This window comes from Stenotrophomonas sp. LST15-1-1.1, from assembly GCF_040815575.1.
Lineage (GTDB): Bacteria > Pseudomonadota > Gammaproteobacteria > Xanthomonadales > Xanthomonadaceae > Stenotrophomonas > Stenotrophomonas lactitubi_B.
This window is the reverse complement of sequence record NZ_JBFPNJ010000033.1, coordinates 15,826-30,555: the sequence shown is the minus strand read 5'-3', so window position 1 is coordinate 30,555 and position 14,730 is coordinate 15,826. Positions and strand designations below refer to the sequence as shown.

The window sequence follows — 14,730 nt, the reverse complement described above, 5'->3', positions numbered from 1 at the left end:
TAGAGCCGAGCCCATGCTCGGCTGCGTGCACCTGACCCGGGCAGCCGAGCATGGGCTCGGCTCTGCAGGACCGGGTCAACGCCCCAGCGCGCGGCGGATCTCTTCCAGCGCGCCCGGGTCGTCCAGCGTCGACAGATCACCGGGATCGCGCTGCTCGGCCAATGCCTGCAGCGAACGCCGCAGCAGCTTGCCCGAGCGGGTCTTGGGCAGGGCGTTGACCACGTGCACATGCGCCGGCCGCGCCACCGCCCCCAGCGACGCGGTCACCGTGGCCATCATCTCGGCCACCACCGCAGCCGGGTCTTCGCCATCAAGACCCTGCTTGAGCGTCACGAACACCAGCGGCACCTGCCCCTTCAACTCGTCCTTCACCCCGATCACTGCGGCCTCGGCCACGCGCGGATGACTGGAGATCGCCTCTTCGATCTCACGCGTGCCCAGGCGGTGGCCGGCCACGTTGATCACATCGTCGGTGCGGCCCAGGATGAAGGTATAGCCATCGTCATCGCGGATGGCCCAGTCCAGCGAGCTGTACAGCAGTTCATTGAAGTGGCTGAAGTAACTCTGCAGAAAGCGGCTGTCGTCATTCCAGACCGTGCTCATGCAGCCCGGCGGCAACGGCGGCGTCATCACCAGCACGCCCTTCTGCCCGGCAGCCACTTCTTCACCGGTGTTCTCGTCGATCACCTTCATCCGGTAGCCGAGATTGGGGAAACCCGGTGAGCCGAAACGCACCGGTTTCATGTCCAGGCCTGGCAGCAGGGTCAATGCCGGCCAGCCGGTTTCGGTCTGCCAGTAGTTGTCGATGATCGGCTTGCCCAGCGCGTCGCTGATCCAGTGTGCGGTCGGTTCGTCCAGCGGCTCGCCGGCCAGGAACAGATACTTCAGCGCATCCAGGTCGTGCCGGTGGATGAAATCGGCGTCGTGCTTCTTCAGCACGCGGATGGCGGTCGGCGAAGAGAACATCGTGCGTACGTTGTACTGCTCGCACAGCGCCCACCAGATGCCCGGATCGGGGTTGGTCGGCAGCCCTTCGTACAGCAGCGAGGTGCAGCCGCCGATCAGCGGGCCATACACGTTGTAGGAATGGCCCACGGCCCAGCCGACGTCGGAGGTGGAGAACATCACCTGCCCCGGCTTGCAGTCGAACACGGTCTGCATCGACTGCGCCATCGCCACCGCATAGCCACCGACATCGCGCTGCACGCCCTTCGGCTTGCCGGTGGTGCCGGAGGTGTACAGCAGGTAGCTGGGTTCGCTCGATTCCAGCCATTGCACCGGCACATCGGTCTGCCCGATCTGCGCACGCAGGCTGGCGTACTCGACATCACGCCCTTCGATGCGTGGCTCGGCCGGGTCCAGCCCGCGCGAAACGATCAGCACGTGCGGCGGCGGATTGCTGGCTTCGGCGCAGGCGGCATCGACCATCGCCTTGTACGGAATGAGCTTGCCACCACGCATGCCGGCGTCGGCAGCGATCAGCAGCTTCGGCTTGGCATCGTCGATGCGCAGCGCGAGGTTATGTGCGGCGAAACCACCGAACACCACCGAGTGCACCGCACCGATACGTGCACAGGCAAGCATGGCGAATACCGCCTCGGCCATGTTCGGCATGTAGATCACCACGCGATCACCGTGGCCGACACCAAGGTGTTTCAGCACGGCGGCGAAGTCGTTCACTTCGCGATACAGCTGGCGATAGGTGACTTCGCGGGTGCTGTTGGTTTCGGTGGAGATGGCGACCAGTGCGAGCTGATCCGGGCGGTCGGCCAGATGCCGGTCGACGGCGTTGTAGCAGAGATTGGTTTCGCCACCGACGAACCAGCGCCGGAACGGCGGGTTGCTGTAGTCGAGCACCTGTTGCGGTGGCTTGTGCCAATGGATGCGCTTGGCTTCCTCGCCCCAGAATGCCTCCGGCTCGTCGATCGAGCGGCGGTAGGTTTCCTCGTAGTTCATGACGCAGCCCTCCCAGACAAAGTCATGGTTCGAGCATAGTCCGGCGCTGGCGCGCGGGCCGCCCTACCTTGGTAGGGGGTGGGGTTTGTTCTGCAGGGCTTGCAGCCCTGCACCCGCAGAATCAACGTCAACATCAACGTCAACGTCAAAAGCTGGGCTACTGAAGGATGGCGGGGCGGGTCCGGTTGCGGGGGACGCCGTGAATACGTCCCTGTAGGCTCGGTCGCGCCATCCATGGCGCTCACGCCCCCGCAACCGGACCCACCCCGCCTCCGACAATTCCCCGCTGCTGTTGGGCTGCTGTTGGTAGCTGTCGACCTTGGTCGACACGTAGATCCACGCCATGCGTGGATGCTTTTCGATCACTTATCGAAATATTCGATTTCGATGGAGATTCATCCACGCATGAGGTGGATCCATCAGACACCGGGAATCTGTCAAAGGTGGGGCGGTGTCGGATTGCGGGGTGTCAGCCGCATGGATGCGGCTGCCAAGCCTACAGGGACGTACTTGCGGCGTCCCCGCAATCCGACACCGCCCCGCCAACCCACGAAATGCCGCTGTTGCTGTTGCTGTTGCTTCGGCAGGTGCAGGGCGCAGCCCTGCCGATACACCTGCTCTCTAGAACGGAGTCGCAGACTCGAACGCGAGCGCCTCGCCCGTCAGAGGGTGGGTGAACTGCAGCTTGCGCGCATGCAGGTGCACGCGCTGCGCGGCGTCCGCGCCGTACAGCACGTCGCCGACGATGGGATGACCGAGGCTGGCCATGTGCAGGCGCAACTGGTGGCTGCGGCCGGTGATCGGCTCCAGTTCAACGCGCGTGCGTTGCGCCGCGATGTCACGCGACAGCACGCGCCATCGGGTCAGTGCCGGCTTGCCGCGTTCGTGGTCGACCATCTGCTTCGGGCGGTTCGGCCAGTCGACAATCAGCGGCAGATCCACTTCACCCGCATCACCTTCAAGCAGCCCCTGCACGATGGCTTCATAGCGCTTGCCCACCTTGCGCTTCTCGAACTGCATCGACAGCGCCACCTGCATGTCCTTGCCCCGCGCGTGCAGCAGCAGGCCGGAGGTGACCTGGTCCAGGCGATGCACGGTCAGCGCATCGGCATACACCGCCTGCAGCCGCGCGACCACGCAGTCCTGGTTCTCCGCCGAGCGGCCGGGCACTGACAGCAGTCCGGCAGGCTTCTCGGCCACCAGCAGCGCCTCGTCGATGTAGTGCAGATGGATCATCGGTTTCCTTGCCCCTCAAACGAAAACGGGGAAGCCGAAGCCTCCCCGTTTCCTGCGTACCGGCCAACGGCCGGCACCTACGATGCAAAACGTGCCGGCAAGCTGCCGGCACAGACCGCATCAGCCCAGCAGGTGGGCGACGCCGGCGCGCTCTTCTTCCAGCTCGGCCAGGGTCTTGTCGATGTACTTCTGGCTGAAGTCGTCGACCGGGAGATCCTTGACCAGGGTGTACTCGCCGTTCTCGGTGGTGACCGCGAAGCCGAAGATCACGCCTTCCGGAATGCCGTAGGAACCGTCGGACGGCACGCCCATGGTGACCCACTTGCCGTTGCTGCCCAGCACCCAGTCACGCACGTGGTCGATCGCTGCGTTGGCCGCCGAGGCCGCCGAGGACGAGCCACGGGCTTCGATGATCGCCGCGCCGCGCTTGCCGACGGTCGGGATGAAGGTGTTGGCGTTCCACTCCTGGTCATTGATCGCATCGGCGATCGACGCACCATCGGCGGTGGCGAAACGGTAGTCCGGGTACATGGTCGGGCTGTGGTTGCCCCACACCACCAGCTTCTCCATGCCGGCGACCGGCTTGCCGAGCTTGGTCGACAGCTGGCTCAGCGCGCGGTTGTGGTCCAGGCGCAGCATGGCGGTGAAGTTGCGCGGGTTCAGGTCCGGCGCCGACTTCATCGCGATGTAGGCGTTGGTGTTGGCCGGGTTGCCGACCACCAGCACCTTCACGTCACGCTTGGCGACCTTGTTCAGTGCAGCGCCCTGGGCGGTGAAGATCTTCGCGTTTTCCAGCAGCAGATCCTTGCGCTCCATGCCCGGGCCGCGCGGACGCGCGCCGACCAGCAGGGCGATGTCGGCGTCCTTGAAGGCGACTTCAGCGTCGTCGGTGCCGACCATGCCGGCCAGCAGCGGGAACGCGCAGTCTTCCAGTTCCATCATCACGCCCTTCAGGGCGGCCTGGGCCTTGTCGACCGGCAGCTCCAGCAGCTGCAGGATGACCGGCTGGTCCTTGCCCAGCATTTCACCGGAGGCGATACGGAACAGCAGGGCGTAGCCGATCTGGCCGGCGGCGCCGGTCACGGCAACACGAACAGGTGCTTTCATGGGGATTTCCTCTGCTAAGAAGCTAAGTAGCGTTGTAGAAGATGGCCGCGCGGGCGGGGATGGCCTGGCGGGGCGGCCGCAACATGGAAACGGCCCCCTCTGCAGGGGGCCGTCGGGGGCGGATCAGGCGGCGAGGATCTTGTTCCACTCACCCACGCGCTCAGCCTGGGCGGCGAGCACGGCGTCGGTGTCGCCTTCCAGGGTGATCGAATGGATCACGTCGCCCTGCTTGACCGAATCAACGATCGCCTGGCCTTCCAGGACCTGGCCGAATACGGTGTGCTTGCCATCCAGCCAATCGGTCTTGATGTGGGTGATGAAGAACTGGCTGCCATTGGTGTTCGGGCCGGCGTTGGCCATCGACAGCGAGCCGATCTGGTGCTTCACACCATTCTTCTCGTCTTCGAACTTGTAGCCCGGGCCGCCGGTGCCACGACCCTGCGGGCAGCCGCCCTGGATCATGAAATCGGGGATCACGCGGTGGAAGATCAGGCCATCATAGAAGCCGCGCTTGACCAGGTTCACGAAGTTGGCGACCGTCAGCGGCGCCTTGTCGGCGAACAGCTCGACCTTGATCGGGCCCTGGGTGGTGTCGAAAGTGGCGATGAGGGACATGCAGATCCTTGGGATGCGGGGTGTGTAATCAGCCCCATAAGGATACACCTCCCCCGTGGCATGGGCGGCTTCGACCATCGGCGCAGGCGGGGTCTTCAGCCCGCGGACGGGCAGCGCCGCGAGCCAGGCTGAATGGGGACCTCGGCAGGTCTGAAATCCAGGTTTTCGCCAATCGTCAAGTTCGACGTATAATGTTGGACTTCTTTTTCCAAATCCGGCGCCGACTGGCCCCCTTTCGTATGTCCATCGAAAATCTTCGCAACATCGCCATCGTCGCCCACGTCGACCATGGCAAGACCACCCTGGTCGACCAGCTGCTGAAGCAGTCCGGCACCCTGTCCGAGCGTACCGTCCTCGCCGAGCGCGTGATGGACAGCAACGACCAGGAAAAGGAACGCGGCATCACCATCCTGGCCAAGAACACCGCCATCACCTGGGAAGACAAGAAGACCGGTATCAAGAACCGGATCAACATCGTCGACACCCCCGGACACGCCGACTTCGGCGGCGAGGTCGAGCGCGTGCTGTCGATGGTCGACACCGTGCTGATCCTGGTCGACGCGATGGACGGTCCGATGCCGCAGACCCGCTTCGTCACCCAGAAGGCCTTCGCGATGGGCTTCAAGCCGATCGTCGTGGTCAACAAGGTCGACCGTCCGGGCTCGCGTCCGGAGTGGGTGATCGACCAGGTCTTCGACCTGTTCGACAAGCTCGGCGCCACCAATGAGCAGCTCGACTTCCCGATCGTCTACGCCTCGGCCCTGAACGGCTACGCCGGCCTGGAAGACACCGTGCGCGACGGCGACATGACCCCGCTTTACGAAGCGATCATGCAGCACGCACCGAAGCCGGAAGTGGATCCGGAAGGTCCGTTCCAGATGCGCATCAGCCAGCTGGACTACAACAACTTCGTGGGCGTGATCGGCATCGGCCGCATCCAGCGCGGCACCCTGAAGAAGAACATGCAGGTTGCGGTGATCGACCGTGAAGGCAAGAAGCGCAACGGCAAGGTCGCGCAGGTGCTGGGCTTCCTGGGCCTGGAGCGCATCGAGCAGGACACTGCTGAAGCCGGTGACATCGTCGCCATTTCCGGTATTCCGGAACTGACCATCTCCGACACCCTGTGCCACCCGGAAACCCCGGAAGCGCTGCCGGCACTGACCGTCGACGAGCCGACCATCTCGATGACCTTCCAGGTCAACAACTCGCCGTTCGCCGGCAACAAGGACCTGTCCGGTGGCAAGTTCCTGACCAGCCGCCAGATCAAGGACCGTCTGGACCGCGAGCAGGTCCACAACGTGGCCCTGAAGGTCGAACAGCTGGAAGACGCCGACAAGTTCCTGGTCTCCGGCCGTGGCGAACTGCACCTGTCGGTGCTGATCGAGAACATGCGTCGCGAAGGCTACGAGCTGGCCGTGTCGCGCCCGGAAGTGATCATCAAGCAGATCGACGGCCAGGCCATGGAGCCGATCGAGCAGCTGGTGGTGGATATCGAAGAAGTCCACCAGGGCGGCGTGATGGAAAAGCTGGGCACCCGCAAGGGCCAGCTGAAGAACATGGAATCGGACGGCAAGGGCCGTGTGCGCCTGGAATACCAGATCCCGGCCCGTGGCCTGATCGGTTTCCAGAACGAGTTCAAGACCCTCACCCAGGGTTCGGGCCTGCTGTTCCACGTGTTCGACCATTACGGCCCGAAGGAACAGGGCGCCATCGCCAAGCGCATCAACGGTGTGATGATCGCCAATGCCCCGGGCACCACCCCGGCGTACTCGCTGGGCCCGCTGCAGGAACGCGGCAAGCTGTTCGCTGCTGAAGGCGACAACGTGTATGAAGGTCAGCTGGTCGGCATCCACTCCAAGGACAACGACCTGACCGTCAACGCGATCAAGACCAAGCCGCTGACCAACATGCGCGCTTCGGGCAAGGACGATGCGATCCAGCTGACCCCGGCGATCAAGTACTCGCTGGAACAGGCCCTGGACTTCATCGAAGACGACGAGCTGGTCGAGATCACCCCGAAGGAGATCCGTCTGCGCAAGAAGTTCCTGACCGAAAGCGACCGCAAGAAGAACTCGCGCGGCGGCTGATCCAGCGAACCGTGAGCCAGAACGGCTACAACCCGGATCCGCATCGGCATCCGGGCCTTCATGTCATCGCCTTGCTCGAAGCGAGCAAGGCGATGCTGGCGTTGTTGGCGGCTACCGGACTGGAAATCCTCGGTCCGCAGCCGCTTCGCGACGGCGTCAATGCCCTGATCCGGCGTTTCAGCCTGGACCCGGATCACGGCACCCTGCCCTCGCTGTTGAATGCAATCAGTCCCGACGCGGTGCACTTGGCTGCGGCGGCGATGATCGGCTACGGCCTGCTGCACCTGGTCGAAGCCTGGGGTCTGTGGAAAGCCAAGGCATGGGCCTCCTGGCTGGGCTGCCTGACCGCCTCCATCTACCTGCCCTTCGATATCTACGCGATCGTCCGCCATCCCGGCTGGGCCTCGTGGACGGTGCTGGCGATCAACCTGATCGTCGTCTACGTGCTGGCGCGCGACCTGCGCAAGCGCCGCCGCTGAGCAGCCGCTACACTGGGGATCGGAGCCGTCGAAGCTGCCCCATGCGCCCGTCCTTGCCGCCCCTCCTGTCCTTCCTGATCGCCGCGTTGCCTGCGGGGCTCGCCGCTGGCTGCAGCCCGGCCGCGTCCACGGCGCATGCCGGTGAACCCGGCAACAGCACCATGCCCTTCCCCTACGCAGAGACCGAAGTCTCCGACCTGCAGGCGCGGATGGTCGCTGGTGAGCTCGACAGCGTCACCCTGACCGGCGCCTACCTCAAGCGCATCGCCACGCTGGACCGCACCGGGCCACGCCTGCGCGCGGTGATCGAACTCAACCCCGATGCCCTCAAGGAAGCCGCACAGCGCGACCAGGAGCGCCGTGCCGGCCGCCTGCGTGGACCGCTGCATGGCATCCCGATCCTGCTGAAGGACAACATCAACGCCGCGCCGATGGCCACCAGTGCCGGTTCGCTCGCCCTGCAGGGCTTCCGCCCCGACGATGCCTACCTGGTCCGCCGCCTGCGCGAAGCGGGCGCGGTGGTGCTGGGCAAGACCAACCTCAGCGAGTGGGCCAACTTCCGGGGCAACGACTCCATCTCCGGCTGGAGCGCGCGCGGCGGCCAGACCCGCAATCCCTACCGCCTCAGTCATTCGCCCTGCGGCTCCAGCAGCGGCAGCGCGGTGGCCGTGGCCGCCAACCTGGCCAGTGTGGCGATCGGCACCGAGACCGATGGCAGCATCGTCTGCCCGGCGGCGATCAACGGTGTGGTCGGCCTGAAGCCGACCGTCGGCCTGGTCAGCCGCGAAGGCATCATCCCGATCTCCTTCAGCCAGGACACCGCCGGCCCGATGACCCGCAGCGTCGCCGACGCCGCCGCCGTGCTGACCGCCATCGCCGGACGCGATGATGCCGATCCCGCCACTGCGACCATGCCCGGCCGCGCGGTCTACGACTACACCGCACGACTGGATCCGCAGGGCCTGCGCGGCAAGCGCATCGGCCTGCTGCAGACACCATTGCTGACGTATCGCGGGATGCCACCGCTGGTTGAGCAGGCGGTCGCCGAGCTGCGCCGCGCCGGCGCCGTGGTGGTGCCGGTGGAACTGCCCAACCAGGGCGCCTGGGCCGATGCCGAGCGCATCGTCCTGCTGTACGAATTCAAGGCGGGCCTGGAGCGTTACCTCAACACCTACCAGGCGCCACTGCGCAGCCTGGCCGGGCTGATCGCCTTCAACGAGGCACACAAAGGCCAGGAACTGGGCCTGTTCGGCCAGGAGCTGCTGCAGGAGGCCCAGGCGACCCCTGGCCTGGCCGATCCCGTCTACATCCGCGCGCGCAGCGATGCGCGGCGACTGGCGGGCCCGGAAGGCATCGACGCCGTATTGGCATCGCAGAAGCTCGACGCGCTGGTCGCACCGACGACCGGCGTTGCCTGGCCCCTGCGCAGCACCGGCGATGACTTCCCCGGCGAGAGCTACAGTGTCGCCGCCGTCGCCGGCTACCCCAGCCTGAGCGTGCCGATGGGCCAGATCGATGGCCTGCCGGCGGGGCTGCTGTTCATGGGCACGGCCTGGAGCGAACCGAAGCTGATCGAGATGGCCTACGCGTATGAGCAGCGCACACGCGCCAGGCGTCCGCCGCGCTTCGATACCGATGCATTGATCGAATCCGGCGATCCGTGATCGTGTTTCTGTAGAGCCGAGCCCACGCTCGGCTTCACCGGAAAATCGAAAGCAGCCGGGCATGGCCCGGCGCTACCGTTCTGGGCCCGGCTCCACCGGCACGACGGCCGCTTCACCATCCTCGGCACCGGGTGAACGCACATCGGCGCTGCCTGCACGACGCATCCGCGGCATGTCCAGCTCATCGTCCCGCTGCAGCCGCGCGCGTACCTGCGGCAGCGATTGCGGATGCTCGCGTGCGAGGAAATCCAGCATGCGTTCGCGCACCAGGCAGCGCAGGTCGAACGCATCACCGGAACTGCGCGCACTGACCAGCAGCCGCACCTGGATCGCACGCTCGCTGGTCTCGGTCACCTGGGTCACGCACACCCGTCCATCCCACAGCGGCTGGCCCTGGCAGATGCGTTCCAGCTCGGCGCGTATCGCCGCGATCGGCGCGCGGTAGTCCAGCCACAGGAAGGCCGTACCCAGCAGGTCGGCACTGCGTCGCGTCCAGTTCTGGAAGGGATGCTCGATGAACCATGTCAGCGGCACCACCATCCGTCGCTCATCCCAGATCCGCACTACCACATAGCTGCTGCCGATCTCTTCGATGCGCCCCCATTCGCCCTCGACGATCACCACGTCATCGAGCCGGATCGGCTGGGTCACCGCGATCTGCAGGCCGGCGATGAGATTGCCGAACACCGGTTTGGCGGCGATGCCCGCCACCAGGCCGATCAGGCCTGCCGAGGCCAGCAGCGCGGTGCCGATCTTCTGCACCATCGGGAACGTCAGCAGTACCAACGAAGCACCGAGCACGATGATGCCGCCCATCAGCACGCGGCTGAGCACCCGCGTCTGGGTCTGGATGCGGCGCGCTTCGAGGTTGTCCGAGACATCAATGGGATGGCTGCGCAGGATTGCGCGTTCGCCCGCAGCAACGCCGCGTACCAGCAGCCAGATGAAGCACGCGGTCAAGCCGATGTGCAGCACGCGCAGCAGTTGATCGAGCGTGTGTTCCGGCAATGGCGTGGCCTGCACCCCCGGCACCAGCAGCAGCAAGGGCAACGCCAGCGCCAGCGGCGGACCAATCACCCGGCCGATGCGCGCGCGGCGCCGATCACGCCCGCGCAGGCGGCGGTACAGCGCCAGTACGGCCCAGGCCCCCAGGCCACCGACCACCAGCGCCGTGCCGATCGGCCACAGATACTGTTGCAGGTGTTGCCACGCCACGCATATACCTCGCTGCTCAGGTCCAGCGGTCAGCGTCGCGCATGCGCCATGAGCATGGTGTCAGACGTTCGTAAGCATTGCGTAGGGTGTGGTTCGGCAGGGCTGCGCCCTGCACCTGTAGAGGCCGGAGCAACGGCAACGGCAAAAGCCGGCATTCCGTGGGATAGCAGGGAGGGGGCAGATGGCGGGGGACGCTGCAAGTACGTCCATGTAAGCTCGGTCGCGCCATCCATGGCGCTCACGCCCCCGCCATCTGCCCCCTCCCCGCCTTCGACAGTTTTCCGCGATCTGTCGGAACGGATCTGACCCCAGATGGATTTCAAAATCTGACAGATGTGTCGACCAAGGTCGACACCTACCAACAGCCGCGGAGATCTGTCGAAGGTGGGGCGGTGTCGGATTGCGAGGTGTCCGCGGCATGGATGCCGCGGCCAAGCCTACAGGGACGTACTTGCGGCGTCCCCGCAATCCGACACCGCCCCGCCAACCACGGAATGCCGCTGTCGCTGTTGCTGTTGCTCTGGCAGTGGCCTCTGCGGGTGCAGGGCGCAGCCCTGCCAAAACACCCCTTACCGCACCTGCTCCTGCTTGCGCACGATCGCCATCGCAATCTCCAGCGACTGTTCGTAGTTCAGACGCGGGTCGACAGTCGAACGATACGCACGTTCCAGGTCACGTTCGGTCAACTCACGCGCACCGCCGGTGCATTCGGTCACATCCTCACCGGTCAGCTCCAGATGCACGCCCCCCAGACGCGTGCCGGCAGCCGCGTGCAGGTCGAACGACATCTCGACCTCACCACGCACGTTGTCGAAACGCCGCGTCTTGAAGCCGTTGGCGGTGCTTTCGGTGTTGCCGTGCATCGCATCGCACACCCACAGCACGCGACGACCATCGCGCTTGACCGCATCCAGCAACGGCGGCAGCTTCTGCGCGATCTGCGCCGCACCCATGCGATGGATGAAGCTCAGGCGGCCCGGCTCGTCATCTGGATTGAGCACATCGATCAGGCGCAGAAGCTGGTCCGGCGTCACCGACGGGCCGACCTTGATCGCAATCGGATTGCGCACGCCACGCAGGTACTCCACATGTGCGCCATCCAGCGCGGCGGTACGCATGCCGATCCACGGATAGTGCGTGCTCAGGTTCAACCAGCCCTGCTGGCGCGGCACCTGTCGGGTCAGCGCCTGTTCGTAGGGCAACAGCAGCGCTTCATGCGAGGTGTAGAAATCGATGCGGTTGAGGTTGTGCACGCGGGCCCCGGCCAGGGTCTCCATGAAGTGCACGGCATCGCCAATCGAGGCGACCATCTTCTGGTAGTCGGCGGCCAACGGTGAATGGCTTACCCATTCCAGGTTCCAGTATTCGGGATGGTGCAGGTCGGCAAAGCCGCCATCGATCAGCGCCCGCACGAAGTTCATCGTCATTGCCGAATGTGCGTGGGCCTGCAGCATCCGCTTCGGATCGGGCAGCCGCGCCGCCTCGGTGAAGGCCGGCGCATTGATGACATCGCCACGGTAGCTGGGCAGGGTCACGCCATCGCGGGTCTCGGTATCGGCCGAGCGCGGCTTGGCGTACTGCCCGGCAAAACGGCCGACGCGGATCACGGGCTGACGCAGGCCGTGGACCAGCACCAGGCTCATCTGCAGCAGCACCTTCAGCCGGTTGGAAATCGTGCCCGATTCGCAGTCGCTGAAATTCTCCGCGCAGTCGCCGCCCTGCAGCAGGAAGCGCTTGCCTTCCTGGGCGTCGGCCAGCTGCTGCTTCAACGCCAGGATCTCCCACGAGGTCACCAGCGGCGGCAGCCGCTTCAACTCGTGGAGGGCGGCATCCAGTGCCACCGGATCGGGATAGGTCGGCATCTGCAGCGCGGTCTTGCCCCGCCAGCTCTCCGGTGACCAGGCAGCGCCAACAGCGATGGCGGCAGGATCGGGGGCGGGCGGAACGGCGGACAGGCTCATCACGGACATCCGGGGGTGGGGGGCGGTCATGGTCGCAGAGCCAGCCGCTGGCGCAAAGGGCTGGGCTCCGCCGCGTCTGCCTGAACGGTGCGGAAAGGGGCTGCCTGATCGGCCAGAAACGGCATGGTCGCCGCCGCGGGACAGGCGCATGATCGGCACGAAGTTGTTACGGAGTAACACTCCCTCATGGACCGGCCCCTTCCCTCTTCCCTGCCCACTTCCCATGAAGCCCTCCCTGCTCACCACCGCCATCACCTTCGCCCTGATCCTGGCCAGCCAACCCGTGCTTGCCGCCGACACTGATTCCAGCGCGGCTGCGGTCAAGAACCTCGACGTGGTCACCGTCAGTGCCCAGCTCGACCAGGCCCGCAACGCCCTATCCCCGGACATCGGCAGCAGCCAGTACCAGATCTCCGCCGAGGATATCCAGAAGCAGCCCCTGGGCGCCTCCGCCCCGCTCAGCCAAGTGCTGCTGCAGGCCCCGGGCGTGGTCCAGGACTCCTACGGCGGCGTGCACGTGCGCGGCGACCACGCCAACCTGCAGTACCGCATCAACGGCGTACTGCTGCCCGAATCGATCTCCGGCTTCGGCCAGACCCTGGATGCCCGCACCATCAAGAGCATCCGCCTGATGGATGGCGCCCTGCCGGCCCAGTTCGGTGAACGCACCGCCGCGGTGGTCGATATCACGACCCGCAGTGGCGCCGAACTGGGCAACGGCGGCAGCGCCGGCATCACCGCCGGCTCGTTCGGCAAGGTCAACCCGAATGCCTCCTGGTGGGGCAACCAGGGCCGCTGGAGCTGGTTCCTGACCGGCAACTACGATCAGAACGAAGTCGGGCTGGAGAACCCCACCAACTCACGCAAGCCGCTGCATGACGATACCCACCAAGGGAAGGCCTTTGCCGACCTGACCTATCTGGTCAACGACAACACCCGCCTGAGCGTGTTCGCCGGCTTCGCCAACAACCGCTTCCAGATTCCGGTCAACCCGGGCCAGACCCCGCAGTTCGGTTACCTGGACACCACCACCTTCGATTCCAGCCAGCTGGACGAAACCCAGCGCGAGACCACCCGCTTCGGCATGCTGGTGCTGCAGGGCACGCTGGGCCAGACCGCGTACCAGCTGTCGGCCGGCCAGCGCTACAGCGATGTGGCCTTCAACCCGGACATCGTCGGCGACCTGGTGTTCAGCGGCGTCGCCTCGCAGGTCCAACGCAGCAACCGCGCCAACACCCTGCAGGCCGATTTCTCCACGCCGCTGGGCGACAACCACACCCTGCGTTATGGCCTGAATGGCAACTACGAACACGCCGCCGCCAACAACAGCAGCTGGGTCTTCCCGGTCGATGCCGATGGCCGGCAGACAAGCACCACGCCGCAGCTGATCCCGGACCGCAACGCCTTCCACGCCAGCACCGCGGCACTGTACGTGCAGGATGAGTGGCGGATAGGCGATGACTGGACCGTCAACTACGGCCTGCGCGGCGACCGCTTCAAGGCGTTCGGCCACACCGAGGGCCAGCTCAGCCCGCGCCTGGGCGTGGTCTGGAATGCCAGCGACAGCACCACGGTGCATGCCGGCTACTCGCGCTACTTCACCCCGCCCGCCAGCGAACTGGTTGCCGGCAGCGATCTGGCCCTGTTCGACGGCACCAGCAACCAGCAACCCACCGGTGGCAGCAACACGCCGTTGTCCGAGCGCAGTGACTACTACGACATCGGCGTGTCACAGCAGATCGGCGACCACCTCACCCTCGGCCTGGATGCCTACGACCGCCGCGTCTCGCGCTTGCAGGACGAAGGCCAGTTCGGCGCCGCCTACATCTATTCCACCTTCAACTATCGGCGCGGCCACATCCACGGCCTGGAGTTCAGCGCCGACTACAGCAACGGGCCGATCAGCGCGTACTTCAACGCGGCCTACAACAAGGCGATGGGCACCCAGGTCATCACCAGCCAGTACAACCTCGATCCGGATGCATTGGCCTACGTGCAGCAGAACTGGATCCATCTGGACCACGACCAGAAGCTGACGTCTTCCGGCGGCGTCAGCTACGCCTTCGCTGGCCACAACCGGGTGGGTGCGAACTACGTGTACGGCAGCGGCCTGCGTTCGGACATCGAGGGCGTGCCCAATGGCGGCGAGCTGCCGTCGTACCTGCAGGTCAATCTCAGCGCCGCGCATGACTTCAACGCCGACAGCGGCCATCCGCTGCATGTGCAGCTGGCCGTGCTCAACACGCTGGACCGCAGCTACCAGCTGCGCGATGGCGGCGGGATCGGCGTGTTCGCGCCGCAATGGGGGCCGCGTCGCGGCGCCTATCTGAGCCTGCAGCAGGATTTCTGAGCGAAGGGGTCGGATCCCTTTCCGCAGGGAAGGGCTCTGACCCCGGAGCGCGCAGTAGAG

Annotated in this window: 10 protein-coding genes; 4 read left to right on the top strand and 6 right to left on the bottom strand. The window is 65.6% G+C overall.

Going from position 1 to position 14,730, the window contains the following annotated elements:
* Positions 1-75: 75 nt before the first annotated feature.
* The 4 genes from prpE to MRBLST15_RS19025 form a co-directional block, all read right to left on the bottom strand.
* Positions 76-1,956, bottom strand: coding sequence for a propionate--CoA ligase (prpE, locus tag MRBLST15_RS19040; protein WP_265954638.1), 1,881 nt, complete (start codon positions 1,954-1,956; stop codon positions 76-78).
* Positions 1,957-2,577: 621 nt separating this feature from the next.
* The gene (locus tag MRBLST15_RS19035) at positions 2,578-3,192 is read right to left on the bottom strand and encodes an RluA family pseudouridine synthase (protein ID WP_367787378.1); all 615 of its coding nucleotides are present in this window, start codon (positions 3,190-3,192) and stop codon (positions 2,578-2,580) included.
* A 120-nt stretch (positions 3,193-3,312) separates the two neighbouring features.
* Positions 3,313-4,299: a malate dehydrogenase gene (locus MRBLST15_RS19030; RefSeq protein WP_025879435.1), complete on the bottom strand. Its 987-nt coding sequence runs from the start codon at positions 4,297-4,299 to the stop codon at positions 3,313-3,315.
* A 123-nt stretch (positions 4,300-4,422) separates the two neighbouring features.
* Positions 4,423-4,914, bottom strand: coding sequence for a peptidylprolyl isomerase (locus MRBLST15_RS19025; protein WP_025879436.1), 492 nt, complete (start codon positions 4,912-4,914; stop codon positions 4,423-4,425).
* A gap of 239 nt (positions 4,915-5,153) precedes the next feature.
* Between MRBLST15_RS19025 and typA the strand changes: the two genes are divergently transcribed.
* Genes typA through MRBLST15_RS19010 form a run of 3 tightly spaced genes read left to right on the top strand, consistent with a single transcriptional unit; the run spans position 5,154 to position 9,144 of the window.
* Positions 5,154-7,001, top strand: a complete 1,848-nt coding sequence (gene typA / locus MRBLST15_RS19020; RefSeq protein WP_025879437.1) for a translational GTPase TypA — start codon at positions 5,154-5,156, stop codon at positions 6,999-7,001.
* A gap of 11 nt (positions 7,002-7,012) precedes the next feature.
* Positions 7,013-7,480 (top strand): DUF2127 domain-containing protein, encoded by a 468-nt coding sequence (locus tag MRBLST15_RS19015; protein WP_025879438.1) that lies wholly within the window; start codon positions 7,013-7,015, stop codon positions 7,478-7,480.
* A 41-nt stretch (positions 7,481-7,521) separates the two neighbouring features.
* Positions 7,522-9,144 (top strand): amidase, encoded by a 1,623-nt coding sequence (locus MRBLST15_RS19010; RefSeq protein WP_367787375.1) that lies wholly within the window; start codon positions 7,522-7,524, stop codon positions 9,142-9,144.
* Positions 9,145-9,216: 72 nt separating this feature from the next.
* Here the strand turns inward: MRBLST15_RS19010 and MRBLST15_RS19005 are convergent, their stop codons facing one another.
* Both MRBLST15_RS19005 and MRBLST15_RS19000 read right to left on the bottom strand, forming a co-directional pair.
* Positions 9,217-10,359, bottom strand: coding sequence for a mechanosensitive ion channel family protein (locus MRBLST15_RS19005; protein ID WP_367787373.1), 1,143 nt, complete (start codon positions 10,357-10,359; stop codon positions 9,217-9,219).
* Positions 10,360-10,928: 569 nt separating this feature from the next.
* Positions 10,929-12,320: a class II 3-deoxy-7-phosphoheptulonate synthase gene (locus MRBLST15_RS19000; protein ID WP_367787371.1), complete on the bottom strand. Its 1,392-nt coding sequence runs from the start codon at positions 12,318-12,320 to the stop codon at positions 10,929-10,931.
* Positions 12,321-12,543: 223 nt separating this feature from the next.
* Between MRBLST15_RS19000 and MRBLST15_RS18995 the strand changes: the two genes are divergently transcribed.
* Positions 12,544-14,670 carry a TonB-dependent receptor gene (locus tag MRBLST15_RS18995; protein ID WP_367787369.1) on the top strand — a complete coding sequence of 709 codons (2,127 nt, stop codon included), beginning with the start codon at positions 12,544-12,546 and terminating at the stop codon, positions 14,668-14,670.
* The last annotated feature ends 60 nt before the right edge of the window (positions 14,671-14,730 follow it).

Excerpts from the sequence above, each read along its gene's own strand:
- MRBLST15_RS19035 (WP_367787378.1), bottom strand. The coding sequence starts at position 3,192 with ATGATCCATCTGCACTACATCGACGAGGCGCTGCTGGTGGCCGAGAAG.
- MRBLST15_RS19000 (WP_367787371.1), bottom strand. The coding sequence starts at position 12,320 with ATGAGCCTGTCCGCCGTTCCGCCCGCCCCCGATCCTGCCGCCATCGCT.
- MRBLST15_RS19010 (WP_367787375.1), top strand. The coding sequence starts at position 7,522 with ATGCGCCCGTCCTTGCCGCCCCTCCTGTCCTTCCTGATCGCCGCGTTG.
- prpE (WP_265954638.1), bottom strand. The coding sequence starts at position 1,956 with ATGAACTACGAGGAAACCTACCGCCGCTCGATCGACGAGCCGGAGGCA.
- MRBLST15_RS19030 (WP_025879435.1), bottom strand. The coding sequence starts at position 4,299 with ATGAAAGCACCTGTTCGTGTTGCCGTGACCGGCGCCGCCGGCCAGATC.
- MRBLST15_RS19025 (WP_025879436.1), bottom strand. The coding sequence starts at position 4,914 with ATGTCCCTCATCGCCACTTTCGACACCACCCAGGGCCCGATCAAGGTC.
- MRBLST15_RS18995 (WP_367787369.1), top strand. The coding sequence starts at position 12,544 with ATGAAGCCCTCCCTGCTCACCACCGCCATCACCTTCGCCCTGATCCTG.
- typA (WP_025879437.1), top strand. The coding sequence starts at position 5,154 with ATGTCCATCGAAAATCTTCGCAACATCGCCATCGTCGCCCACGTCGAC.